Genomic DNA, 24,827 nt, shown 5'->3' with positions numbered 1-24,827 from the left:
CCTTCGGCTGGGCCGGCGTCGCGCCCAGGCTGGCCGCGCACTACCGCCGCATCCGCACTGCGCCGCGCCCGGGCGCCTATACGCGCTGCGTCGCCCGCTGGCTGTTTCCCCTGCATGAATGGTTCAAGGGTCACCACAGCGCGCGCCTGCTGCGCCGCCTGGAACGCTCGCAGTGGTGGAGCGCGCAGCAGCTGCAGCAGTGGCAGCTGGCGCGCCTGCGCGCGCTGCTGCGCCATGCGGGCGACCACGTGCCCTACTACCGCGCCCTGTTCGCCCGCTGCGGCTTCGACCCGGAACAGGTGCGGCAGCTGGCCGACCTGTCCCGCCTGCCGCTGCTGCGCAAGTTGGATATTGCGAGCGCGCGGGACAGCTTCAAGTCCGCCCGCGCCGTGGGCTTGCGCCCGTTCGCCACGGGCGGCTCCAGCGGCGAACCGCTGCAGTTCTTCCTGGGCCGGCGCCGCATCAGCCACGACATTGCCGCCAAGTGGCGCGCCACGCGCTGGTGGGGCGTCGATATCGGCGACCGCGAAGCCGTGCTGTGGGGTTCGCCCATCGAGCTGCACGCGCAAGACCGCGTGCGCCGCCTGCGCGATGCGCTGCTGCGCACCACCCTGCTGCCCGCCTTTTCCATGTCGCCCGCGCGCCTCGATGGCTACGTGCAGCAGCTGCGCCGCTGGCGTCCGCGCATGCTGTTCGGCTACCCGTCGGCCCTGTGCCGCATCGCCAGCCACGCTGGCGCGCGCGACCTGCCGCTCGACGGCCTGGGCGTGAAAGTGGCGTTCGTCACGGCCGAACGCCTGTACGACGAACAGCGCGCGCAGATCGCCGCCGCCTTCGGCTGCCCCGTGGCCAACGGCTACGGCGGGCGCGACGCGGGCTTCATCGCCCACGAATGCCCGGACGGCGGCATGCACATCACGGCCGAAGACGTCATCGTGGAAATCCTTGATGGCCAGGGCCAGCCGCTGCCGCCAGGCGCCACGGGCGAAATCGTCGTCACCCACCTGGCCACGCAAGACTACCCGTTCATCCGCTACGCCACGGGCGACGTGGGCGCGCTGGGCACGCAGCCCTGCACCTGCGGCCGAGGCCTGCCCCTGCTGCAGAAGATCGAAGGGCGCAGCACGGATTTCCTCACGGCGCATGACGGCACCGTCATGCACGGCCTGGCCCTCGTCTACATCGTGCGCGAACTGCCGCAGGTGCGCAGCTTCAAGATCATCCAGGAAAGCCTGCTGCGCACGCGCGTGCTGCTGGTCTGCCTGCCCCGCCTGGACGACGCCACGCGCACGGCCATCGTGAGCGGCTTCCAGGCCCGGCTGGGCGCGCAGGTGGACATCGCCGTCGAGGAAGTCGAGGAAATCGCGGCGGAAGCGTCGGGCAAATACCGCTATGTGGTGAGCAAGGTAGCGCCGGCAGGCAGCCTGCCGTTACCTGGCAGCCCGGCCGGCGGGCAGCGATAGCAGCATTTTTCCATGCTCGGATTTGAAAAGCTGCATCGCATTCGCTTCGACGGAGCGGTAGACGTCACTGCGCTCTCCCGCGCCGCCGCGTATCACTTCACGATGCAAGTCATTCATGAAACTGCGGAAGATTTGCAAACCATCGTTGTATCGCCCGGCGCCATCAAGCAGCAGATGTTCTGCCAGCCGCAGCTTGCCGATACGCGCGCAAAGCAGATATTCGATATGAATTCCTGCAGGCATGATGTCGAGCATTAATTGGGCGAAATTGGTAATCAGCGCGAAATGCTTTGGGGTCACGTCTTTGGACGTATTGGCCAAGGCAAGAATATTATCGATAAAGGACAGGACTTCATTGCGTTTCCCCGCCATTCTGGTCAGCAGCGGAATGGCCAGCTCGCGTATTTCCTCTGCCAGGCTCCGATCCTGCAACAAGGTTCGCGCTGCTTCCACCTGCCCCACATATTCGCTGATCTTATCCATGTAAAACACAATGTGCTGCGAATGCACATCTTGCGCAATGACGTCGACCGTTGCCTGGATTTTATCCAGCTTCTTTGCCAAATACTTTGTCTGCACCACAATCGCGGCAAGAATAATGCCGGTCGAGACGGCCGCAGCGGCCACTGTTGTCGCTTGCGCCATTTTCAGCGCTTCTTCCACGCTCATGGTGGCACTTTCCTTGAACGGAAGATGCTGGATGATGCCGGACCCGCCGCTGCCCTCGGCCCAGTATGCCACGCCGTCATGTATGGTTGCCTTGCCTTCCGCTAAGGCCTGTATCAGCACCGGCTTCAATTTGGCCTGGTCGACGATCCATATTGTTTCTTGCAACATTTATATTTCCTTAGAAAAAATCACGCGTTTCACATTCCCGGCGCATATAAGCGACCTGAACGACGGAAGGGATAGTGACGCGATATGCGGCGCCGCTGATTGCAGGCACAGTAAGCGCCGCCGACACGGCCAGTCCGATAGGTCCGGCAAACATGGCCAGGCTTCTGCCCAGGCCGCCTGTGGCAATGACGCCAATTGCCCGTCCCGCAAACATGCTTGCCGCGGAACTGGCGATCAGCGCCGATATCTGCAGGGAACCGATGCCGCCACTCATCAAGGCCGCTTTCAGCAAGGCCAATCCTTCCCCATCGCGTGACATTTTATTGATGTCAAACTCCTTCAGCAGCGAAGCACGTTGTTCCGCACTGAGTTTTTCCCATGCATCGCCGATGAATTTCTCCAGCAGCTTATTTTCCATATCATAGGCAGAGCTGTTTTTTCCCGTCTTGACATTCTGGTTATCGCAAACGTCCGACAAGATTTCCTTGTAAAGCACACCATCCCCGCGAAACAGGTTGACGATGGTGTCGCCGCCGAAATGCTGCAGCTCACCTGCAATCAACTTCCAGCATTGCCGGTACTGCTCCTTGTGTCCATCGTAACGCTTGAAGTCTTTATCTTCCAGAAGTTCGCTGGCAATGCGCGCCGATCCATCCTTGTCATGCGTGAGATAGCCGGCCAGAATACGCAAATCCTCTTCCTTGCAATACGCCAGGAATGCGAGGTCTTCATCGACGCGATATTTGATACCCATATTTCCCCTTGGTAATTTTCTCGTATTGTATTTTTAATTGCGCTCAATTTACAAGGCGAAATGAAGCGAAAAATACTATATGAGGACGATGGGGAAGTTTATTCTGTCATTGACGCATGACGCATGACGGCAAATGGAGGCAATGCAGACAATCTGTTCCGGCCTAGAGCACCGGACAAGAAAATATTGAAAACATGAAACTCATAAGCGAGCAAAAGAACGGCGCGGCGCGTATTGGCCCGCCGTTCGCGACAGAAAGCCATCCGCCTTGTCACGAATGACCGTGAGTTGCCATGAACAAGCTGCGAAGTGCATGCGCCGTGGCATCAGTCCGGCAGCGAACAGGCTTTCCGCCTAAGGAACCGAGCATGGCTTTGTACGTCCGCTTTCGCCCCAAAGCGAACGCTTCTTGCGGCGCTACTCAGGCTTTTTGGCTACGCCGAGCCGGTCCGCCGCTGAATGCTTGTGCCCAGTCGCCGCTTCCAGAGTGCCGGCACGGCCCAGCCCAAAGGCCGGCATGTTGACATACACGCTCTCGTAGGCCCCGGCAGCGACGGCGAAGGTTTCGTGCCAGATGCCGACCGTTCCATCGGTACCCACAGCTTGATTGAACGCCTTCCACGCTGGCAGATGAGCCGCCTGCCTGCTAGTGGCATAGGCCATCAATTGGTCCATCGAGCGCCAGTACTGCACCATAATAAGCGTCCTTGAAAACCACATCTCCGCATGCAGCAAGCCCAGTTCGGGCTGGCGCCGCAGTTCGCTGATCATGCGTGGCATCGCGGCGGCAACCGGCCACCACTTGTGCACCTTCCAGGGCTGATTAAGACGCATGCCGATGAGGAAAACGACAAAGTCGCCGTCGATCGTTGCGGTGAGCCGTTCACGGTGAATCATGCTGCTCCTTACAAACGGGTGTAATGGTCCGCTTCTGAGCCGACAAAGGCCATCGCTGTCATCGCAGGCGGCTCTTGGCCAGTTGCAGCCGCCTCAAATTCCATACGTGCTCTGAATAGCGGCCTCAAGCTCCGCCTGCGCCAAGCCTGCTTGCTGCCAAAACATAAAAAAATACTCCAATGTTTCGGCAGAATTAGCAATATCCATGGGATGCAGGACGCAGATGGCCGTTCTGATTTTCAACACGTCCGGCTTGTCCGATTGGTCTCGCCCTTCAATGGCTCGCCACAGGCGTACGCGCTCGGCAATGACTTCCTCGGCCGTCGCCGCACCAGTGATGAAGCGATTCGCCACAGCTCCAGCTGACTTGGCAACCTCAGGCAATTGTGACGTCACGCTTCCAATCGCCTCAATCATGAATCGCTGAGCCAAAAATTGTTCCGCAGGGTCATCCAAGTCCACCGCAGATGCAATCGCATCAAAAAATCTCGTATTCAACATTTGCATTCATTTTCAGTGATTACCCGATGCCCACGTCGGGCCGTCTCTGGCTGGAATGCGTCCATCGCATCATTATTCAAGCGCCCTCGGCAGTAACCAAAGACCTTATTTTCGTCACTATCCGTGATGCACGTTACCACGCGCCCCATGGCCAAAAGTTGGTGCCAGCCTTCGTCCCAGGTCCTGGGACTTTTTGCGTTCCTGGCCATTTTCTGACACCAGACCTGTCCACTGTCAGCAAAAGTAATTCAGGCCGAACAATTGAACATCCATTGAACACCAAACTGGTCGGTCAATTTACCGTAGTAATCGCCCCACACTTGTGTGGCGAGAGGTGTCGTAACCACACCGTTATCGGCCAGTTTGTCAAAAAGCTGTTTCGTTAATTGTTTATCATTCATTTGCAAAATATGTGCCGACCCGCGCATGGGCTCCGCATCATCATTATCAGAAGCAAAGAACAACACACCTGGCCCCTCGAATCGCGCATGCATGATCTTCCCGCGCATCGATTCATTCGGGACCGGCATGCCATCGACACCAAATCGCGCGACATCGCTTATCTTGCCAAGCCCGCATTGCGCGTAGAACGTCAGGGCTTGTTCGCAGCTGGTAGTAAAGAAAAGATAATTGGATAATTGCATCAATTCACCTTTGTATTTGACTAAATGAAGCAAAAGTGTCGGGCCGGTGAGCTTGCCGGAGATTCAGATGCCATCCACAGTCCAGGACTGCGTGAAGGCAGCATATGCCGTCACTGTAATCTCCAGGTAGTCGTTGCGTTGAATGCAAACGATGCTAGCAGGCGCATCTTGGCAGTGCAATTCAGGCTGAACATCGTCCTGACCTGCCGCTATTGCCCGACTGCTGCCGTTCGCCGCGCGAAACTGCTATTCAAGCCGGCCCTGACTATCTCACAAGACTGCTACTCGTTACTATTTCCCTGATTTTTCTTTCAAAATAGTAATGAAGGCCGCTGTCTTCGCTATATTGATTTTCCAAAACAACAACATCCACATCTTTTTCAGGAAAATAGACCTTAATAGAAGCAAACCCCAGGCCTTTTCCCGAGTGGCCGATATATTTCACAGGCGTTGTATCACTGACATACACGCCATAACCATAACCCTTTTTTTCATCACCGAAAGCGACATGCTGACTGGATATATCATAACTGGTCATCAGCTTATAAGCTTTCGGGCTCAAAATTCTTCCCTTGTGCAGTTTTTCATCCCAGATAGTCAAGTCTCTTGCGTTTGAAACAATGCCACCTGCTGGAATGAAGCCAATCCAGTATTCGCCTTGGGCTGGATGCTCCTTCAATGTGTAGGCATTTTTTGAATTCACATAGCCATTGATAACCTTATTCTCTTTATTTTCCTCATAGCAAAAGCTGTTCTTCATCCCCAGTTCGTTGAACAAGTCATTTGCTGCCTCGATATACGTTTTCCCGCTTGTTTTTTCAAAAATACTGCCCAGCATGGTATAGGTTGTTACGCCATATAAGAAATCCGTTCCGGGCTTGAAGCTCAGCGGCTTGTCGATTTCCGTGATGCCAGACGAAAAATTGAGCAGTTGATGCACCGTCACCGTGTCGGCCCAGGCCTGCGGCAAGTCGGGCAAGTATTTTCTAACGGGACTGTGCAAGTCTATTTTTCCTTTTTCGACTTCCCTCAATATCAATACAGCCGTGACCTGCTTGCTATTCGACATGATCCTGAAATTATCGTCCGGCTTTAACGGTATTTTATTTTCAAAATCCGCATAGCCGAAAGCTTTTGAATATTGTGTTTTCCCATTTTTCGTGACGAGAATGACGCCATTAAAACTTCGTGGACTCGTTTTCTTTATTAAACGATCAATTCTGGCAGAGTAGTCATCAGCCTGTTCCCCATGTGAATGGCCGCCCACTTGGGCATGCGCGCATGTGGACATCATCAACAGAAAAGAAGCCGCCAGTATTCTTGGTGAAAAAAACGTTTTGCGGTGAGCATCAGAAGTTTTCATGGGGAGGTCTTGTGGGTTGCTTGCTTATATCCAGGGAAAGGCCAGCTTGCAAAACCTGGGCATCCAGCCAGGCATCGACACGGTTGGCAAGACTTGACGTGTTGACCATCTTGCATGTGCAAGCCTATCAGTGAGTGCGCCCCCAGGCTAGCAAAAAATACCTGGCGCATTCGCGCCATTCTCGCCCGCAGACTCGTGCCGTCCGCGAACGCCTTGCTTGACCGCACCGGCAGGCGTTCAGTTGCCGGCCAGGTCGATATAAGCGCCGAAACTCAAGCAGCTTTGGCTTGAGCGCGGTATTAGTCTCTGCAGCGCAGGCGGGCATTCAGGTCAGACGCACGACTTTCATCAGCGAGAATTGCTGGAATGTCAGAAAATATTCGCTTCCCACGACTTCGGCTCCCCTATCGTGACCGGCATGACATTGCTGACATCAATGGTATAGCAGACGATACGCATGGGACGGCGGTGATTTTCCGGATCAAAGAAAGCCAGTTTCACGTCCCAGCAGTCGGAATCCACGCGGCAGAAGGAACTTTTCTCGACGGCGATCTGGGCCAACTGTCGGATGCCGCCGCTACTGCCGGCGAGCAGATCTTGTGTGAGTGCCGTGACGATCTGGGCGGCATTGATAGCGACAAAATTCGTGGCCCGGTCGGACGACCACATGCCCAGGTTGCAGACGCTGCAGTAGATCCGGTTCAGACATTCGCGCAAGCCGATGCGCAATTTATCCACTTGCTGAGCTGCCTGGTTGGCGGCCACCGCCTTGACTGCGCCCTCTATGATCTGATTGACGTCACAGTAATAGATCGCGCGCGCTGGTACCGACACGACAGGCACCACCTGGCCCGAATACAGCCGCACCTTTTTCCCCGTCAAATAGCCGGGGATGGCGACTCGCGCGATATAACCGGCGTCGCCTTCCCCCCTCACCTGGCCTTCCAGTGCACCGATCAGCAGCGCATACGTGTCGCGAGAGAATGGCTCGCCTGGTTCAAGCGCGTACACCGGCGTCAGATCGACATTCAAGGTCCAAATCAGCATGCGCGTTTCGGCTTCGCGTTTTGCGAGGAAATCAAGCAATTGTTCGGTATTGAACGGGCTGTGATCGGGTCCCATCAACTGGAAAAAACTATCCATGCGGGCCTGGGTTCCGAAGTCATAGCCGATCTTGCCAAACGCATATATCAGCGACTTGTCGGATGCCTGCCAACCGCGCGCGGCCGGCGCAGCGATCCCGCCCTGGTTGCTGGCATCGGCGCTCAATGCCCGCATCGGGGCCACTTCCGCTATCGCTGGCCTAGGAGATTGTGCCACCAGGTCCTGGCCTGCCATCGGTGCCGCATCCATACAGGCGCTGTCGTCCGGCGTTCCTTGTTCATCGTTCATCCTATTTTCTCCATCAGAAGGTATGAATTCGTTATGGTCAGCTGTTGGCCGAACACAGCCATATGGACAGGCACAGCATGTTAATAATTGAAAAACTTTCGATGGGCACCACCGGACGCAACAGCCACCCTCGCCACCGTCAAAGCGAACAGGAATTCCTGGGCGCCGTGCATCGCTGCTACATCGCTACCTACTCCCGGAGCGTCGCGCACCGCATCAGTTCATTTTTTCGACTTCTGACCATCGGCATACACCGGCGCGCCTTGCTCGGTGAACTGCTGGGTGCTCAGCAGCACGCCCTTGTCGCTGTAAACCTAACGAATGCTTACCTTACCGTTGGGATGGTAATTATTGTGTACACCCACGGGCAGGCCATCGCGCCATTGCCCCCGCGATTCCAGCTTGCCATTGCTGAAATACGTCGTCGCTATGCCATGTTCGCGGCCAAGCTCATCTTGCTCTACCTGCGATTCGATGTTGCCATCCCGATCATAAAGGCGGTAACCGCCCACCATCTTGCCTGAAACAAAATCGGCTGCATTGGTCTGTCCGGAGATACGCACCAGATCGCTCTTGATGGTATCGAAAATCTCCACCTTCCAGGTACCGGGCAACGCGGCTACGGGCAAGGGCAGCACCAGCACATAAGGCGAGCGCTGCTTGACCTGCGGCATCAGCTGTTCGTCCAGGTACAGGCGCGCCTTGCCGTCGGCACAGGTGCCCGGGCCGCAGCCGGCAATCAGGCGCGCAAACGGAACGGCCTGCTCGCCGGTCTTCCCGACAGGGCAGCCAAACAGTGTCACGACCATTGCTGTCTTATCACGGATGCGCTCGGCGAGTGCGGGTCTGAGGCTCGCATACTCATCTTTGTTTTCCAGCATCCCCTCTTTGATGCGCAGCCGATTGCCGCCGCAGGCCGTGGCTTCCGCCACGGTCAGCACATCGGCGCCTTCGCTATCCTGTTCGTTAGAAATAGCTGTAAACACGTTTCGCTGAATAATATCGGCCTGCGCCACGACTGGCCACAGCAGCACGGCACCCAGCGCCATGCGTATCAAATTCCGGTTTTTCTTCAAGTACATCTCTCATCAAGTCACTCTGTCATATTGGCCGGCTTCACGGAGGAGTGCTTTTCGATGACCACTTGTGGCCGCTTGCCGGCGCTGCCTGGTTCCGCGCCAGAACAGGCTCTCAAATCCTGTCGCCAGGCCAGGCTATGCAATCATCAGCGGCGCGTTATCAATCCAGAGGATGGAAATCCGACATTGCTTTACGCAACAAAGGACGAGTATATACATCTTCATTGCTACCGATGACTTGCCCTGGGTGCATATACTCTCCTTCATCAAAGGCTTGGTACACCGCCCAGGAGTAGGAAGGAAAATCTTCAAGTGGCGTCCAGGCGGATAGTGCATTCATCGCACAATCAGCAATGTCGAAGTCAATCGAACCCGCAAGATATCTCTCAGTAATTTCTTTCGAAAAACTGTCAGAGAACGCACTTCTTGAACCGCCATGAACAGCGAATGCGGCGTTGAACTCTTCGATGACCCGGAAGTGGCCCTCGTGAATGTGGCGAAGAATATTTTCCATGTTTTTCTCGATGAACTCAACGACGGGTGCTGGCCGATAGCGGACGATTGGAATGCTTCAGCAAGACGCAGATTACGTCCAAGGCCAACGGCAACAATCACTGCCCGAGCAGCTGTTCCAGCCTGCGCTGGTCTCCTGCCGCCACAAAACAGCCGGCCTGCCAGCGCTGCGTGCGCAGGGCCTGGGCGGCTGCGGGGGCGCACCAGGGCGGATAGACGCGCAGCGCCCGCTTGCCGCCGGCGCTGGTGCGCGACATCACGCCGCGCTCGATCAGCACGGCGCGGGAGAAGATAAAAAAACCGTGCTGTGCGCCGTCGCTGACGGCGATGACGAGGAAATCAACGGGGTCCGCTTCGTCCAGCGGGGCGATCTCGGCATCGGGATGGGGGCGTTTCCAGGCCGTGACGAACTGGCCGGTTTTCGTCGGCGTGGTTTTCGCCACGCGCAAGACCAGCCGCTTGCCATCCAAGGTGGCGCGGCAGGCGCCGTATTCCGCGCTTTCCGCTTCCGGCACGGGCGCTTGCGGCAATCCCAGGAAGGCCCATGGACTGGCCTTCATTGCGCGCTGAACTCGGCTGCGGCCTTGGCCGCCCACAGCGCTTCGGCGTGGCTGGCGAACGGGCTGTCGTAGCCGTCGACGGTGCCGTCTTCGTCGACAAAATACAGCCACCAGCCGTCGTCCTGCTCGCGGATGGCCGTGTGGCCGGGCGCGCAATGGGCGTCCACGGACTGGCTGGCGGCCAGGGTGGCGATGGTGATGCCGCGGTGGATAATCAGCTCGGGTGTCATGGCAGTATCGTCAATGCAAAAAAATCATGGCCGTAGTGTAGCCGCAGCATTGCCCGCTGGCCAGAGCGGCACTGCAAAAAGCCCGCCGGCGCGCAGGCTTGCGTTACACTGGCCCCCTCACAGGGAGGACGACATGGCATCTCAGCAAGGCACCGTGGATTTTTTGCTCGACCAGATGGCAGGCGCGGGCAGCGTCAGCGCGAAAAAGATGTTTGGCGAATACGGCCTGTATTGCGATGGCAAGATGTTCGCCATCGTCGCCGACGACCAGCTGTTCATCAAGCCGACGGATGCGGGCCGCGCCTGGATCAGCATGCAGGGCACGCCGCAGGAAGCGCCGCCCTACCCGCAAGCCAAGCCCTATTTCCTCATCGATGGCGGGCTGTGGGACGAGCGCGACTGGCTCAGCCAGCTGGCGCGGCGCACGGCCGATGCCTTGCCGCTGCCGAAACCGAAGCCGCCGCCCAAGCCCAAAAAAGCTGCGTCAGCCGGCTAAGACGCTGTTTTCGCACGCCTTGCCCTGGCGGAAGCAAGCGAGGTTGTGATACGTGATGGCGGCGATCTCGCGCAGCGCTTCGATGGTGAAGAAGCCCTGGTGGCCCGTCACCAGCACGTTGGGGAAGGTCATCAGGCGCTGGAAGATATCGTCGTCGATGATGTCGGACGAGCGGTCCTGGAAGAACAGATTGCTTTCCTGCTCATACACGTCGATGGCCAGGGAGCCCAGCTGGCGCGACTTGAGCGCCTCGATGACGGCGCCCGTGTCGATCAGGCCGCCGCGCGACGTGTTCACCAGCATGGCGCCCTTCTTCATCAGCGGTAACGTTGCTTCGCTGATCATGTGGCGCGTGCTTTCCATCAATGGGCAATGCAGGGAGACGATGTCGGATTCGGCCAGCAGCTGCGGCAGCTCCACCATCGTGCCCAGTTGCGCAAACGCGGGCGCCGGATACGGGTCGTGGCCCAGCACCGTGCAGCCGAAACCCTTGAAGATGCGCGCCGTGGCCAGGCCGATCTTGCCCGTGCCGACGATGCCCACCGTCTTGCCGTGCAAGGTGGCGCCCAGCAAGCCGTCCAGCGAGAAATTGCCTTCGCGCACGCGGGCATACGCGCGGTGCGTGTGGCGGTTCAGGGTCTGCACCAGGGCCAGGGTGTATTCGGCCACGGCTTCCGGAGAGTAGGCTGGCACGCGGGCAACGAACAGGCCCAGGCGTCTCGCCGCTTCCAGGTCCAGGTTGTTGTAGCCGGCGCAGCGCAACAGGATGGCGCGCACGCCATAGCCATGCAGGGCTTCCAGCACGGGCGCGTCGAGCACGTCGTTGACGAAGACGCAGACGGCATCGGCGCCTTGCGCCAGGATCACGGTTTCCTGGCTCAGCAAGGCGCTGTGGTACACCAGTTCGATGCCGGCGGCGTCGGGCTGGGACGGCAAGGCTTCATCGAAGAAACGGCGGTCGTAGGGCTGGCTGGCAAAGAAGGCGATTTTCATGATGAGTCCCGGAACTTGCTGGATGGCAAAACTACATCATAGCGCAAGCGCCCTGCCTCACGGCGTACGCCTGGTGCCACGTCATCCTATTTGGGTTCGCGGGGCAAGGTCAATGCATGGCGCAGATAGGCCGTTTCCGCGGCGTGCTGCGCGTGGTAGCGCTCGCGCGCGGCGCGCATGGCCGCCTGGTGAGCCGTCATGTTAGCGTCCGTCAGCTCGACGCCGAAGTCCGCCGGCGGCGGCAACGGACCGCCGAACAGGCGCGCCAGGATGAAGTGACCCACATTGTCGCGGTAGTGCGACGCCTCCCAGTAGTAACGCATGTCGCGCGCGCCCGTCACCTGCGGGATCGGTTCGCTGGTGATGCTGTTGAAGCCCGAAAAATCGTACACGCGCACGTCGCAGCCCTGGCTGCGGTGGCGTTGCGCCAGCTGCGCCAGGTCCCGTTGCCATTGCTGCATGGCATCCCACTTGCCCCGCCAGTACAGGGCGTCGAGCGTCAGCGCGTGCGTGGGATTGATGTAGACGCGCAAGCGCGTGCCGCCCCGGCACAGCTTGCCGACGCTGGCGTCGAACGCGTGCAGCGCGGGCCCGGTGGGGCCCAGGCCGTCGCCGAACTCCTGCAGCCGCGGCGTGAAGGAACGGGCCGTGCCGGCCCAGCCATGGTTGCGGACGGTAAGGCAGGACTGGTCGCGCTGGCCATGCAAGGCCAGGCTGGACAGGCAGGCGCCGTCATAGGTGCCGCTGAGGATGCGCCAGGTGTCGCGCGTCATGTCCACGGTCAGGCCGCGTTTGATGTCCAGCAAGGCGCGTCGGGCAAAAAACGCGGGGCCGTCATCCGTCAAGCCCGGTTCCACGCCGGCCGAGCCCAGTTCCAGCGAAAACGAGGGCGCGTCGATGCCCCAGACGATGGTGTCGACATGGCTGACCCTGGCCGCATGCTCGGCCAGGCGGATGGCGTCGCCGATCGAGGCGCCCGACACGGCGCTGTTGAAGATGCTCTTGCCATCGAATAAGGCGTGCACCCTGGTGGGCAAGCCCATTTCCGTGCGCGAATTGCCGATGTACACGACGGCGGGCCGGTAGCGCGCCACCGCATACGTCTTGCCCCACACGGCGAGCTTTTCATACGTGGGGCGCAGGCGCTGCACCAGCGGCGTGTCCCACTGGTGCAGCAAATAAGGATCGACGCGGTAATTGACGGCGGAAACGAGGGCCAGCGCGGTCAGCACGCAGGCGCAGAAGATGGCGAGGTAGCGGCGGGCGCAGGTATCCATGGTCAGCGTTCATTGGAGATAAAAAATTCGGTGACCCGCTGCATGCCGCAGATGCCGGCGGCGGACTGGAACGGGAACGGATGACACAGCATGGCTCCTCCTTGTTGGCGGCATGGTCCTGGCAATGGCAAGCGGGGATGGCCGCTGCCCTGCCCGTCGCCCTTCACCGCCTGATCAGCGGCCCGTCCAGCACCCGCTGCGCATAGCCCGTCTCGCGCGCGTGTTCCACGCGGTAGCGCTCGCGCGCCGCGCGCATGGCCGCCTGATGGGAGCCGACATTGGCTGGCGTCAGCTCCACGCCGAAATCGGCCGGCGGCAGCGTAGTGCCGCCGAACAGGCGCGCCAGGATCAGGCGGCCCACATTGTCCCGGTAATGCGACACTTCCCAGTAGTAATGCATGTCGGGCTTGCCGCTGACGAGCGGGGTCGCTTCCGTCGTGATGCTGTTGAAGCCGGAAAAGTCGTGCAGGCGCACGTCGCAGCCCTGGCGGCGGTGGCGCTCGACCAGCTGGACCAGGCCGCGCTGCCACGCTTGCATGGCATCCCACTTGCCGCGCCAGTACAGCGCGTACAAGGTCAGCGCGTGCGTGGGGTTGATGTACAGGCGCAGGCGCACGCCGCCCCGGCACAGCTTGCCGATGCTGGCGTCGAGCGCGGGCGTCGATGGCGGTGTCGGCCCCTGGCCATCGCCAAATTCCTGCAGCCGCACGGGAATGGCGTCGCTTGTGCCCAGCCAGTGGCGCATGCCCGCGAGCGTGCACGTTTCGTCGCGCTGCCCATACGCGGCCAGGTTGGAGCGGCACACGTCGCCAGCATGGCCGGTGAGGATGCGCACGCTGTCTTCCGTCATGTCCAGGGTCAGGCCCCGCTTCAGGTTGACGAGGGCGCGCTGGGCGAAAAAGCCGTGCCTGGCGCCCGTCAGGCTGTCTTCCACGCGCGCCGCCCCCATCTTCAGGGAAAAAGTGGGCGCATCGATGCCCCACACCATGGTTTCGACGGGGCTGACCCTGGCCGCATGCTCGGCCAGGCGGATGGCGTCGCCGAGCGAGGCGCCCGACACGGCGCTGTTGAAGATGCTCTTGCCATCGAACAAGGCGCGTACCGCCGTCGGCAAGCCCATTTCCGTACGCGAATTGCCGATGTAGATGACGGCCGGCCGGTAGCGCGCCACGGCATACGTCTTGGCCCAGGCGCCGAGCTTTTCATTGAGCTGGCGCGGACGCTGCACCAAGGGACTGTCCCACTGGTGCAGCAAATAGGGATCGACCTGGTAATTCAGGAACGAGATTGAGCCCAGCACGATGAAGGCGCAGGCGAGAAAGCTGGCGAGGTAGCGGCGGGCGGCGGTGTCCATCGTCAGAACTGGAAATAAAGAAATTCGGTGACCCGGTTCATGCCGAAGACGCAGGCGACAAACAGCGCGGCCATGCCCACGCTCCAGCGGCGCGAGGGCCGCCAGCGGAAGGCCCAGCGTCCTTGCGGTTGAAATATGCGTTCAATGGCAGGCTCGTAGAGAAAGAATATTTCTTGCGTATTCGGCGCCCGGAAGGCCAGCAGCATGGCGCCCAGCAGCACGGGCAAGCCGGGCCCCGCCAGTTCGATCCAGCGGATGCCGCCGAAGGCCGGATGCAAGCCCCACTGCGCCAGGCTGGCGCCATGGCTGGCCAGGCCCCGCGGCAGGCTCACGCCGTTCGCCCCCACCAGCGCGCCCGCGATATCGCAGGCCGTGGCCACGTCGGGCGCGCGGAAGAAGATCCAGGCCAGCATGACGGCAAGAAAGGTCAGCAGACTGGACCACCACATCGGCCACCAGCGCAGCCATCGGTACCCCGGCGCCGCGCCGAACGCGCGCTGCCACGCCTGCTGCAGCACCAGGTACAGGCCGTGCAAGCCGCCCCAGATGACGAAGGTCCACCCCGCGCCATGCCACAGGCCGCCCAGCAGCATGGTCAGCATCAGGTTGCGGTAGCGCATGGCCTCGCCATGGCGGCTGCCGCCCAGGGGAATATACAGATAGTCGCGCAGGAAACGCGACAAGGTCATGTGCCAGCGGCGCCAGAAGTCCGCGATATTGGCCGCCTTGTACGGCGAGTTGAAGTTCAGCGGCAATTTCACGCCAAACAGGCGCGACAGGCCGATGGCCATGTCCGAATAGCCGGAAAAGTCGAAGTACAGCTGGAAGGTATAGGCCAGCACGCCGATCCACGCTTCGATCAGGGTCGGTTCCGCGCCGGCCGCGAAGACGGGAATGGCCAGCGGCGACAGGTTGTCGGCGATCAGCACCTTCTTGGCCAGGCCGATGGTGAAGATCGACAGGCCCACGGCAAAATTGGCCGCGCGCGGATGGGCGTTGGCCGGGTCCGCGAACTGGGGTATCATGTCGCGGTGGTGCAGCACGGGGCCCGCGATCAGGTGGGGGAAATAGCTGACGAACAGCACGTAATGGATGAAACGGTACTCGCGCACCTCGCCCCGGTAGCAATCGACAAGGAAGGCGATCTGCGTGAACGTGAAAAACGAGATGCCGATCGGCAAGATGATGTCGAGGCCGTGCCACGGCTGGCTGCCAGCGCCAGCCAGTCCCGCGATGGCATTCACGCTGTCGATGAAGAAATTCGCATATTTGTAATACGCGAGCAAGCCCAGGTTCAGCGCCAGCGCTGCCGCCAGCACGCGCTTGCGGGCCGCGCCCGCGCTGCCGCCCATCAAACGCCCGGCGCCGTAGTTGACGCAGATCGAGGCCAGCAGCAGCGGCAGGTAGCGCACATCCCACCAGGCATAGAAGAACAGCGAGGCGCCCGCCAGCCACACGGCGGGCGCCAGGCGGCGCCAGCTGGCGGCGGACGCGGCGCCTCCGTTGCGCGGGGAAATCCAGCGGTCCAGCAGGAAATAGCCGGCCAGCACGATGGGCAGATAGGCAAACAGGAAGGCAAAGGAATTAAACAGCATGGGTCCTCCGTTCCGCCAGCGTGTGCACCTGGTGGTAGCAATCGGCGATCCGGGCCGCCACCCGTTCCCACGTAAAACGTTCCACCAGCGCGCGCACGCGGGCCCGCTCGGGCGGCAGCGCCAGCAGTTCGAGAATGGCCTGGCGCTGCGCGGCGCCGTCGTCCCAGCGCACCTTGCGCAGCGCAAACGCGGAATCGGGCAAGTCCAGCGCGCTTTGCGCCGTCATGACGACGGGCGTGCCGGCCGCCAGCGCTTCCAGTACGCTCAGGGGAAACACTTCGCCCTGGCTGGGCAAGGCCGCCACGGCCGCCGCATGGTAGGCGCTGGCCAGGAGCGGATCGGCATGGTCGAGCGCGCCCAGCCAGCTGACGTGCGGCAAGTCCAGCAACTGCTGCAGGTAGGCCTGCTGTTCGCGCGGCGCGGCGCCGATCAGCACCAGGGGCAGGCCCGCCCCCAGCAGCGCCTGGGCCAGGCCCAGCTGGTTCTTATACGGTGAAATGCTGCCCACCATCAGCACGAACGGCCCCGCGATGCCCGTCTCGCGCAGGAACAGATCGCCATTGGCCGTGAAGAAATGCGGGTTGATCCCGTTCGGCAGCACGTGGATCGCCTCGCTCGCCAGGCCGAAACCGTGCACGAGGGCGTCGCGCTCGGCCTCGCCCAAGGCGATGACGAGCCTGGCCAGATGCAGGGCGCGCCGCGTCTGCGCGTAGCTCGTCTGCACCATCCATTCCGTCAGGCGCCCCGCCAGCCGGTCGGCCAGCCGGGCCCGCCAGGCGCTGCCCCGGTTCCAGCTGGGCGCCAGCAGCGGCGACAGCACCACGGGCACGCCCAGCTCGCAGGCCGTTTCCACGATGCGGTAGGTGCCGTTGCTGGCCGAGAACACGTGCAGCACGTCGAAATCGGCCAGCCGTTCATGGTTGGCATCCACCAGCTGCACCGTCAGGGGCCGCGCCCGGTGTGCCGGCAGCCGGTTCAGGGCGGCCAGGGTTTCGCGCACCTGGACCTGCAAGCCGCCGTCGCGCTGAAACAGCATGGGATAGGACAAGATACCGACACGCATGGTCACCCTTTCTTGCCTCCGCGCCCCTGAAAGCCGTCAGTGCAGCGATTTGACGGCCAGCCAGCGGCCCAGCAGCTTGCGTTGCACTAAAACAAACTCGGCGGCGATTTCATGTTTCAACAGGAAAATCCCCCCTATCCAGCACAGCAAGGTCGCCAGCGCCGTGCCTGCCAGCGCCAGCAGCGGGATCGCATGCGGCATGTCTGCCGGCATCCACAGCAGCATGCACAGCGGCGGCGGACTGCTGATCGCGCACAGGGCCAGGCTCTTGCGCAAGGTGGGCAGCAGCACGCGCCAGTCGAGACCGCTGAAGCGCCGCAGGCAGCGGTAGATCAGCCAGCTGCGCAACAGGGTGCTGAACACCACGGCCCAGGCCACGGCCACCAGCCCGAACGGCGCCGCCAGCAGCAGCGCCGCCACTTTCAGGCCGCCCGCCCAGGCATCGAGCCCCGCCTGCACGCGCATCCGGCCCGTCGCCACGAACAGGTAGCGGGCCATGCTGAATATGCTATACACGGCCGAGGACAGGCACATGATGCGTATCAAGGGCGTACAAGCGCTCCATTGCGGTCCATACAACACTTTGACGAGGGGCAAGGCCATGCAGGCGAGAAACAGGAAAAAGGGCCAGGCCAGCGCCGTCATATAGCTGACCGTGCGCACATACACGGGCCCCGCCCCGCCCTCCTCGCGGTCGCGCGCCGCAAACAGGGGAAACACCACGGGCGAGATGGCACTGGTGATGGCCTGGTTGAAAATGCTCAGCATGCTTTGCGTCTTGCCGAACAGGGCCAGGCTTTCGATATCGATCATCTTGCCGATGACGAGGTCCGGCGCCACCACGCCCGCCTCGTCCACCAGCCCGCCCCCCGTCGCATACGCGCCAAAGGAGACGATGGCCTTGACGCCGCGCCGCCCCGGCAGCCATGGCAGTTCGCGGGGACGCACGACCAGGCTGGTCAGCAACGACGCCATGGAACCGGCCAGCACGGCCGCCACCAGGCTCATGTAACTGTGGCCAAGCAGCGCCATGCCCACGCCCACCAGCAGGTTGGTGACGCTGTTGGCCGCGTTGATCGCATAGATGGCGCGAAAGCGCAGTTGCCGCCGCAGCAGGGGCAAGGTCAGCGCGCTGAACGGTATCAGCAGGAAGTTGATCGACAACAGTTGCAGCACCAGTTGCAGGCGCGGTTCCGCGTAGAAACGCGCAAGCGGGCCGCTGGCGGCCAGCACCAGTGCCGCCAGCAGCCAGGCGACCACGAGGCTGGTGGCCAGGGCGGCGCGCAGTTTTTCCGTCGTCAGGGTCTTTTCCTGGATCAGGTACTGGCCCACGCCGAAATCGCGCACCACCTGGGCCATGGCCACCAGCACGGCGCCCAGCGAATACACGCCCACCTCGGCCGGCGTCAGCAGGCGTGACAGGATCATCGTGGCAACAATACTCAGCAGCAGCACCGTGTATTTTTCGGCAAAGGAAAAGAAGAAGGAATGGCGCGTGGCATTCATGCGGGGCGGCTCCTGGCGCTACACGAGGCCGGCATAGAACTGGCGCAGCTGCCGTTCCAGCCGCTGCATGGAATAATGCTGTTCTGCCTCCAGGCGGGCTTGCCGTCCCATGCGCCGGCGCCGCGCCGGGTCGCGCAGCAGGTCCGCCACGGCCCGGCACGCCGCGTCTTCGTCGTCGAGCGGCAGCAGCAGGCCCCCGCCGCTGCCCCGCAGGATGTCGCTGGTGCCGGGCACGTCGGTGCCCAAGGCCGGCACGCCGCAGGCCATCGCCTCGATGGTGGCGATGCCGAAGCCTTCATTCCTGCTCAGCAGCAAATGCAGGTCGAAGGCGGGCATCAGCAGTTCGATGCGGGGCTGGAATCCCGTCAGCAGCACGCGCTCCTGCATTCCTGCCGCCTGCACCTGCTCGCGCAGCATGGCTTCCAGCGGTCCCGTACCCGCCAACACCAGATACAGGCGGGGGAACTGCCTGGCCAGGCGGATGAACATGGCCAGCAAGGCCTGCGGCCGCTTTTGCGCGGACAGGCGCGCCACGGAACCGATCACCAGGGCGTCCGGTGGCAGCCCCAGCTGCTGGCGCGCCAGGCGCCGCCGCTCGGGCGACACGATGAAGGCGTCCGTATCGACGCCGTTCGGTATCACGGCCAGCCGCGTCTGCGGCGCCAGCATGCCCCGGTACAGGTCGAGGAAATGCCGCATGGCCGACGGCGACACGGCATACACGCCCTTCACGGCGCGGAACGCTTCCTGCAGCCGGGGCCGCTGCCAGCCGCTGAACGGTTCCAGGGGAAACGCGTTGTGCACGCTGATGACGGCCGGCAGGCGGCACTGCCGCGCCAGCCACAGGATGGAAGCGCCATAGGTGGTCCAGCAAAATGCCACGTGCACCAGGTCGGGCCGCAGCCGCCGCAGCCGCCAGGCGCCCGTGATCCTGGCGCGCAGCAGATTCCAGCGCCGCCACGCCCAATGCTCGACGAACAGGGGCGGTTCATACACTTCCACCTGCAGTTTCTGCTGGCGCAAGCCCTGCGTCCACGCGGCAGAGCCGGGAAAGCGGCGCAGCGCCAGCACGCTGTCGAAGCCGGCCTTGTCCAGCATGTGCGCTTCCTGCGCCATGCGCAGCTCCATGCCGCCCAGCTCGCCGGAATAGCTGGTGATGAGGACGCGCGGCAAGCGTTTGCGCCGTCCGCGCCATGCCTCATAGAAATAGCCGTGCAGCGAAGCCATTTCCCAGCTGCGCAGGAACAGCGTTTCGCGGTCGCCCCGCAGCCAGGCGCGCAGGGCGGCCACGCCGTCGCGCAGGTAGCGGCCCAGCATCCAGCGGGGCACGCCCAGCCATTCCACGCTGGGCGCCGGCACCACCAGCCGGCACTGGCCCCGGCCAAACAGGAAAGAGCGCCGCAAGATCCAGTCGCGCTGCACCTGCTTCACGCGGATGATGTGGGCTACCCTGGCCTGCGGACAGAACCATGAAGGGTTGCCGGACCGATACATATCCAGGTTCAGCTTGGTTTCGCTGCCCATCGCATAGCTGGGCCCCTGGGGGCCGATGCTTTCGTCATAGCGGGCGCCCGTCTCGAAGATGCGGCGGCGGATGGCCATGTTGGCGCCCCACACGAGGCCCGGATACACGGGACCGTCGCGCAGGCCGGGGCTGGTGATGCCCCACGTCAAGCCTACCGGCGTCAGGCGCAGCAGCCAGTCCGCGGGCCTTTCCCGCCAGGCGGGCACGATGGCGCCGCCGAACAGCGCATGGCCGGGATGGCTGCGCGCGCACGCCTGCAGGCGGCACAGCCAGTCGGGCGCGGGCATGGCGTCGTCGTCGCCAAAGACGAACAGCTCGCTGCCATCGCCGCTGCGGCGCAAGGCGTACTCGACGGCGCCGTTGAGGGCGGGACTGCGGCCCCGCCGCGCCACGTAGACCGAGCTCAAAGGCAGGCGGCCGCGGAAGGCGGCGATCACCTGCGCCGTCGCGTCGGTGCTGCCATTGTCGGCAATGACCAGGCGCCAGCCGCCCGCGGGCGGATGCAAGCCCATGTAGGCGCGCAATACCTGGGGCAAGGTGTCGGCGCCATTGTAGGTCGCCATGAGAACGGTCAACAAGGACATGCCTCCTTGGTCTTACCATGACAAAACTAATTGACAGTTTCACCAACACTCGACAGTGTTGACCCAGTGTACTGAGCCTGACCGCCAGCCCGTTGACAGGCATCAATACCAGGCAGGCTAAACCAGGAGCGTCCCCCGTCATGCGCGACATCGTGATCACCGTCATCATCCTGGGTTCGCTGCCCTTCATCCTGAAGTCGCCGGCCACCGGCGGCCTGATGTGGGTCTGGGTCAGCGTCATGAATCCGCACACGCAAGCCTGGGGCTTTGCCACCCACATGCCGTTTGCCTTCATCATCGCCATCGCCACCATGGTCGGCCTCTTGATGACGCGCGAACCGAAAAGCCTGCCGCTCACGCCCATCAGCGTGCTGCTGCTGCTGTTCGTCGCGTGGATGAATGTCACGGCCGCGTTTGCCCTGCTGCCGGAATCGTCGTGGGTGCAGTGGAACAAGGTCATGAAGATCATGCTGATGAGCTTTGTGATCATGATGGTGATACGCACGCAGCGCGACATCGTGCGCCTCGTATGGGTGCTGGTGGGCTCGCTCGGCTATTACGGCGTGAAAGGCGGCATCTTTACCATCCGCAGCGGCGGCACGGAACGTGTCTGGGGACCGGAGGAAACGTTTATTGGCGATAACAACGCGCTGGCACTGGCCCTGATCATCACCATCCCCCTCATGTATTACCTGCAGCAAAACTCGGACAAGCGCTGGGTGCGCCGTGGCTTGTCGGCGGCCATGCTGCTGTCGGCGCTGTCCGCGCTGGGCTCGTATTCGCGCGGCGCCCTGCTGGCCATCGCCGCCATGGGCCTGTTCATGTGGCTGAAAAGCGACCGCAAGCTGGTGCTGGGCGCGCTGCTGGCGGCCGTCACGCCCCTGCTGCTGGCCTTCATGCCCGAGCGCTGGGCCGATCGCATGGATACCATCAATACCTACGAAGACGATGTCTCCGCCATGGGGCGCCTGAACGCCTGGCGCATGGCGTGGAACCTGGCGCGCGACCGCTTCCTGGGCGGCGGCTTCGACGTTTCCGATGCCAGCATCTTTGCCCGCTACGCGCCGAACCCCATGGATGTGCACGCGGCGCACAGCATCTATTTCCAGGCGCTGGGCGAACACGGCTTCGTCGGCCTCGTCCTTTACCTGGCGCTGGGCATCGCCACGTGGCGCACGGCCGCCGTCATCATCCGCCGCACGCGGGGCAAGCCCGAACTGCGCTGGGCGCACGGCCTGGCCACCATGAGCCAGGCCAGCCTGATCGGTTTTGCCGTGGGCGGCGCCTTCCTCAGCCTGCTGTATTTCGACATGCCGTATTACCTGATGGCGGCCCTGATCGCCACGCGCATCGTCGTCGAGCGGCAGGTACGGGCGGCCACGCCCTCCGCCCGCCCGGCCAAGCCCGCAGCCGCCATCGCGGAGCAGCCATGACGGCCACCTTGTCCATCCTGATCTACCACCGCGTGCTGGCCCGGCCCGATCCCCTGTTTCCCCATGAAGTCGAGGCGCGCCTGTTCGAACGCCAGCTGCGCCTTATCCAGCGTTTTTATGCGCCGCTGCCGCTGGCCGAGGCCGTGCAGCGGCTGCAGGATGGCAGCCTGCCGCCGCGCGCCGCCTGCATCACCTTCGACGACGGCTATGCGGACAACGCGCAGGTAGCCCTGCCCCTGCTGCAGCGCCATGGCTTGCACGCCACGTTCTTTATCGCCACGGGCTACCTGGACGGCGGACAGATGTGGAACGACACGGTGATCGACGCCATGCGCCACGCGGCCGGCCCCGTGCTGGACCTGCGCGAACACGGCCTGGGCAGCGTGCCCATCGCCAGCCTGGCGCAGCGGCAGGCGGCCATCGCCACCTTGCTGGGCCGGCTCAAATACCTGCCGTTCGCCCGGCGCCAGCAGATGGCCATACAGATCCGCCGCCAGGCGGGCGCCGCGGCGGGCCCGGGAGCCATGCTGAGCACGGCCCAGCTGCGCCAGCTGCAGGCGGCGGGCATGGGCCTGGGCGCGCACACGGCCAGCCACCCTATCCTGTCCACCCTGCCGGAGCGGGCCGCCCAGCTCGACATCGCCAACGGCAAGCGCCAGCTGGAAAGCCTGATCCAGGCACCCGTCACCCTGTTTGCGTATCCGAACGGCAAGGCCGGACGCGATTATGGCGCGCGCCACGTGGCGATGGTCAAGCGCCTCGGTTTCAAGGCGGCCGTGGCCACGGACTGGGGCGTGGCGCGCCCCGGCGCGGGGCTGGACCTGCTGCAGCTGCCCCGTTTTACGCCGTGGGATCGAGGACGCCTGGCGTTTCTGTGGCGCATGCGGCAAAACCGCCGGCAAGCGCACCCAGCGCGCCCGGATGCTGGCTGAGCCACTGTTCCAGCATCAGCAGCAGCCACACCATGGTGCCGTGGTAGGCTGGGTGTTCCGCCAGCAAGCGCCCCTGCAAATCGTCGATGAAGGCGGGCCGCACGATGCCCCGCCCCCGCAGCTGCGTCAGGTTATCGAACGCAAACTCGCGCAGCGGCGCATGGCTGTGCAGCCACAGGCCGAAAGGCAAGCCGAAGCCGTGCTTTTTCTTGCGCACGATGGCGGGCGGCAGGATGTCCGCCAGCGCCCGCTTGAAGAAAGGCCGCAGCCGCATGCCGTCGAGCTTGTCCCGCGGCGCCAGGCCCGTGGCAAACGCCACCATCGCATCGTGCAGGAAGGGAAAGGCCGCTTCCACGCCGGCCAGCTCGCACGCCTTGCGTACCTTGAACAGGTCGTTGTCGGCCAGGGTGAAGCGCATGTCCAGCGCCAGCAATTCATTGATCTGGCTCAAGCCCTGGCCTTGCCGCTCCCAGTACGCGCCATTCATGCAGCCGGGCGCCATGCCCGGATCGATGGTGTCGATGAAACCCGCTTCCAGCACCGCGCGGTGGCCATGGCGCAGCAGCAGGTTGTAGCTGTCGAGGCGGGCGGGCAGCGGCAGGCTCGCCTGCTCGATATAGCGGCGCGCCTTGTCGCCCAGCCGCCACGGCTTGCCCGTGCGCACACGGAACAGCAGCGGCTCGATGATGGCCTGGCGCAAGATCACGGGCACGCGCTCGTACTGCGACAGCAAGGCCTGGTGCGCATAACGCTCATTGCCGCCAAACAATTCGTCGCCGCCGTCGCCGCCCAGCAGACGCGTCACGCCATCCTCGCGCGCCATCTGCGCGCAGTAGAAGGCGGGAATGGCCGAGGCATTGCCGAAAGGCTGGTCGAAGATGGCCGCCATGGCGGGAATGGCGGCCAGCACGTCGCCCGGTGTCACGTAGCGCTCATGGTGGATGCTGCCCGCATGGCTGGCGGCCAGGCGCGCATACGCCATTTCGTCATAGCCGGGCACGTCGAAGCCGATCGAATACGTGCGCGCGGGGCGGCCCGTCACTTGTCCCATGATGGCGGCCAGGGTGGAACTGTCCGTGCCGCCGCTGAGAAACGCACCCGTGTCCGCCCCATCCGCCCCCAAGCTGCCTTCCACGGCCAGGCGCAGCAGGCGCAGGAATTCCTGCTTGTTGGCGGCAAACGATGCGCGCGACGCTGCCGGTTCCCGGAAGGCAAGCTGCCAGTAACTGCCCTTGCATTGCTTGCCGCCGCGCACATGCAGGTATTCGCCGGGCAGCAGCCGCTGCTGGCCCAGGTAAGCCGTGGCCGGGCCGGGCACCATGTGGAAATACAGGTAGTGATACAGCGCTTGCGGATCGAGCGCACCCCGCACGGACGGATGGGCCAGCAAGGCGTCCAGCGAGGACGCGAAGAACAGGCCCTGCGCATTGCTCGCATAGCTGAGCGGATGCATGCCCGCGCGGTCCACGGCCAGCAGGGCCGAGCCGGAAAAGGCGTCGAGGATGGCCAGCGCGAATGGTCCCGACAGGCTGGCGCAGGCGGCCACGCCCCTGCTCAGCCACAGTGAAGCGAGGCGGCACGCCACGTCGTCGGCCGAGCCGTCGAGCACGGGCCGGCCCCAGATGGCCACCTGCAAGCCATCTTGCTGGTACATATGGCGGCTGCCATCGATGGCGGCCACGGCCACGCCGCCCACTTCGCCGAGACTGGTGGCCAGCGGCGCGCCATCGAAACGCGACAGGGGCGCCGCCATGCTGGCCAGCGCGGCCTGCGCCGCACCATTGGTCGCCGCGCCGCCGCCCAGGCCAGCGCACGGTGCCGGCACGGCACCGCCCG

Annotated in this window: 23 protein-coding genes; 4 read left to right on the top strand and 19 right to left on the bottom strand. The window is 62.9% G+C overall.

Going from position 1 to position 24,827, the window contains the following annotated elements; all coding sequences use genetic code 11:
- On the top strand, positions 1 to 1,463 hold a 1,463-nt coding region (locus GCN75_RS27845; RefSeq protein WP_226941612.1), incomplete at its 5' end, for a phenylacetate--CoA ligase family protein.
- On the opposite strand, the gene GCN75_RS27840 is transcribed toward GCN75_RS27845, so the two are convergent.
- The 11 genes from GCN75_RS27840 to GCN75_RS27790 all read right to left on the bottom strand — a co-directional run bounded on the left by GCN75_RS27840 (position 1,431) and on the right by GCN75_RS27790 (position 10,233).
- On the bottom strand, positions 1,431 to 2,300 hold the full coding sequence (locus GCN75_RS27840; protein WP_152285236.1) for a hypothetical protein: 870 nt from the start codon (positions 2,298 to 2,300) through the stop codon (positions 1,431 to 1,433). The two genes, GCN75_RS27845 and GCN75_RS27840, sit on opposite strands and share 33 nt — an antisense overlap.
- A gap of 10 nt (positions 2,301 to 2,310) precedes the next feature.
- Positions 2,311 to 3,054, bottom strand: a complete 744-nt coding sequence (locus GCN75_RS27835; protein WP_152285235.1) for a DUF3944 domain-containing protein — start codon at positions 3,052 to 3,054, stop codon at positions 2,311 to 2,313.
- 417 nt (positions 3,055 to 3,471) lie between these two features.
- Positions 3,472 to 3,951, bottom strand: a complete 480-nt coding sequence (locus GCN75_RS27830) for a DUF4188 domain-containing protein (protein ID WP_152285234.1) — start codon at positions 3,949 to 3,951, stop codon at positions 3,472 to 3,474.
- Positions 3,952 to 4,044: 93 nt separating this feature from the next.
- On the bottom strand, positions 4,045 to 4,458 hold the full coding sequence (locus GCN75_RS27825) for a hypothetical protein (RefSeq protein ID WP_152285233.1): 414 nt from the start codon (positions 4,456 to 4,458) through the stop codon (positions 4,045 to 4,047).
- A gap of 242 nt (positions 4,459 to 4,700) precedes the next feature.
- On the bottom strand, positions 4,701 to 5,096 hold the full coding sequence (locus tag GCN75_RS27820) for a VOC family protein (protein WP_152285232.1): 396 nt from the start codon (positions 5,094 to 5,096) through the stop codon (positions 4,701 to 4,703).
- 265 nt (positions 5,097 to 5,361) lie between these two features.
- Complete coding sequence (locus GCN75_RS27815) at positions 5,362 to 6,459, bottom strand: serine hydrolase domain-containing protein (protein ID WP_226941611.1); 1,098 nt, start codon at positions 6,457 to 6,459, stop codon at positions 5,362 to 5,364.
- A 369-nt stretch (positions 6,460 to 6,828) separates the two neighbouring features.
- Positions 6,829 to 7,851, bottom strand: a complete 1,023-nt coding sequence (locus GCN75_RS27810) for a cyanobactin maturation protease PatG family protein (RefSeq protein WP_152285231.1) — start codon at positions 7,849 to 7,851, stop codon at positions 6,829 to 6,831.
- A gap of 314 nt (positions 7,852 to 8,165) precedes the next feature.
- Positions 8,166 to 8,933, bottom strand: coding sequence for a toxin-antitoxin system YwqK family antitoxin (locus tag GCN75_RS27805; protein ID WP_152285230.1), 768 nt, complete (start codon positions 8,931 to 8,933; stop codon positions 8,166 to 8,168).
- A 157-nt stretch (positions 8,934 to 9,090) separates the two neighbouring features.
- The gene (locus tag GCN75_RS27800) at positions 9,091 to 9,444 is read right to left on the bottom strand and encodes a hypothetical protein (protein WP_152285229.1); all 354 of its coding nucleotides are present in this window, start codon (positions 9,442 to 9,444) and stop codon (positions 9,091 to 9,093) included.
- 97 nt (positions 9,445 to 9,541) lie between these two features.
- Complete coding sequence (locus tag GCN75_RS27795; protein WP_152285228.1) at positions 9,542 to 10,003, bottom strand: MepB family protein; 462 nt, start codon at positions 10,001 to 10,003, stop codon at positions 9,542 to 9,544.
- On the bottom strand, positions 10,000 to 10,233 hold the full coding sequence (locus GCN75_RS27790) for a hypothetical protein (RefSeq protein WP_152285227.1): 234 nt from the start codon (positions 10,231 to 10,233) through the stop codon (positions 10,000 to 10,002). The genes GCN75_RS27795 and GCN75_RS27790 overlap by 4 nt, the downstream gene beginning before the upstream one ends.
- 133 nt (positions 10,234 to 10,366) lie before the next feature.
- On the opposite strand from GCN75_RS27790, the gene GCN75_RS27785 reads away from it, so the two are divergent.
- Complete coding sequence (locus tag GCN75_RS27785) at positions 10,367 to 10,729, top strand: TfoX/Sxy family protein (RefSeq protein WP_152285226.1); 363 nt, start codon at positions 10,367 to 10,369, stop codon at positions 10,727 to 10,729.
- Here the strand turns inward: GCN75_RS27785 and GCN75_RS27780 are convergent.
- From GCN75_RS27780 to GCN75_RS27750, 7 genes are all read right to left on the bottom strand, one after another.
- Positions 10,718 to 11,722, bottom strand: a complete 1,005-nt coding sequence (locus GCN75_RS27780; protein WP_152285225.1) for a 2-hydroxyacid dehydrogenase — start codon at positions 11,720 to 11,722, stop codon at positions 10,718 to 10,720. The genes GCN75_RS27785 and GCN75_RS27780 overlap by 12 nt on opposite strands.
- Positions 11,723 to 11,808: 86 nt before the next feature.
- The gene (locus GCN75_RS27775) at positions 11,809 to 12,999 is read right to left on the bottom strand and encodes a hypothetical protein (RefSeq protein WP_152285224.1); all 1,191 of its coding nucleotides are present in this window, start codon (positions 12,997 to 12,999) and stop codon (positions 11,809 to 11,811) included.
- Between the two features lie 163 nt (positions 13,000 to 13,162).
- Positions 13,163 to 14,353 carry a hypothetical protein gene (locus GCN75_RS27770; protein ID WP_152285223.1) on the bottom strand — a complete coding sequence of 397 codons (1,191 nt, stop codon included), beginning with the start codon at positions 14,351 to 14,353 and terminating at the stop codon, positions 13,163 to 13,165.
- A gap of 2 nt (positions 14,354 to 14,355) precedes the next feature.
- Entirely contained in the window at positions 14,356 to 15,948 is a 1,593-nt protein-coding gene (locus GCN75_RS27765) for an MBOAT family O-acyltransferase (protein WP_152285222.1), read from the bottom strand.
- Positions 15,938 to 17,011, bottom strand: coding sequence for a glycosyltransferase (locus tag GCN75_RS27760; RefSeq protein ID WP_193317691.1), 1,074 nt, complete (start codon positions 17,009 to 17,011; stop codon positions 15,938 to 15,940). The genes GCN75_RS27765 and GCN75_RS27760 overlap by 11 nt, the downstream gene beginning before the upstream one ends.
- Before the next feature lie 36 nt (positions 17,012 to 17,047).
- On the bottom strand, positions 17,048 to 18,517 hold the full coding sequence (locus GCN75_RS27755; protein WP_152285220.1) for a lipopolysaccharide biosynthesis protein: 1,470 nt from the start codon (positions 18,515 to 18,517) through the stop codon (positions 17,048 to 17,050).
- An 18-nt stretch (positions 18,518 to 18,535) separates the two neighbouring features.
- Positions 18,536 to 20,620, bottom strand: coding sequence for a glycosyltransferase (locus GCN75_RS27750; RefSeq protein ID WP_226941610.1), 2,085 nt, complete (start codon positions 20,618 to 20,620; stop codon positions 18,536 to 18,538).
- A 146-nt stretch (positions 20,621 to 20,766) separates the two neighbouring features.
- On the opposite strand from GCN75_RS27750, the gene GCN75_RS27745 reads away from it, so the two are divergent.
- Positions 20,767 to 22,059, top strand: a complete 1,293-nt coding sequence (locus GCN75_RS27745; RefSeq protein ID WP_152285219.1) for a putative O-glycosylation ligase, exosortase A system-associated — start codon at positions 20,767 to 20,769, stop codon at positions 22,057 to 22,059.
- Entirely contained in the window at positions 22,056 to 22,991 is a 936-nt protein-coding gene (locus tag GCN75_RS27740; protein ID WP_152285218.1) for a polysaccharide deacetylase family protein, read from the top strand. The genes GCN75_RS27745 and GCN75_RS27740 overlap by 4 nt, the downstream gene beginning before the upstream one ends.
- Here the strand turns inward: GCN75_RS27740 and GCN75_RS27735 are convergent.
- On the bottom strand, positions 22,900 to 24,816 hold the full coding sequence (locus GCN75_RS27735; protein ID WP_226941613.1) for an asparagine synthetase B family protein: 1,917 nt from the start codon (positions 24,814 to 24,816) through the stop codon (positions 22,900 to 22,902). The two genes, GCN75_RS27740 and GCN75_RS27735, sit on opposite strands and share 92 nt — an antisense overlap.
- Between the last annotated feature and the right edge of the window lie 11 nt (positions 24,817 to 24,827).

It is taken from the genome of Janthinobacterium violaceinigrum (genome assembly GCF_009208555.1).
Lineage (GTDB): Bacteria > Pseudomonadota > Gammaproteobacteria > Burkholderiales > Burkholderiaceae_D > Janthinobacterium > Janthinobacterium violaceinigrum.
This window is presented reverse-complemented; position numbering and strand designations above follow the sequence as displayed.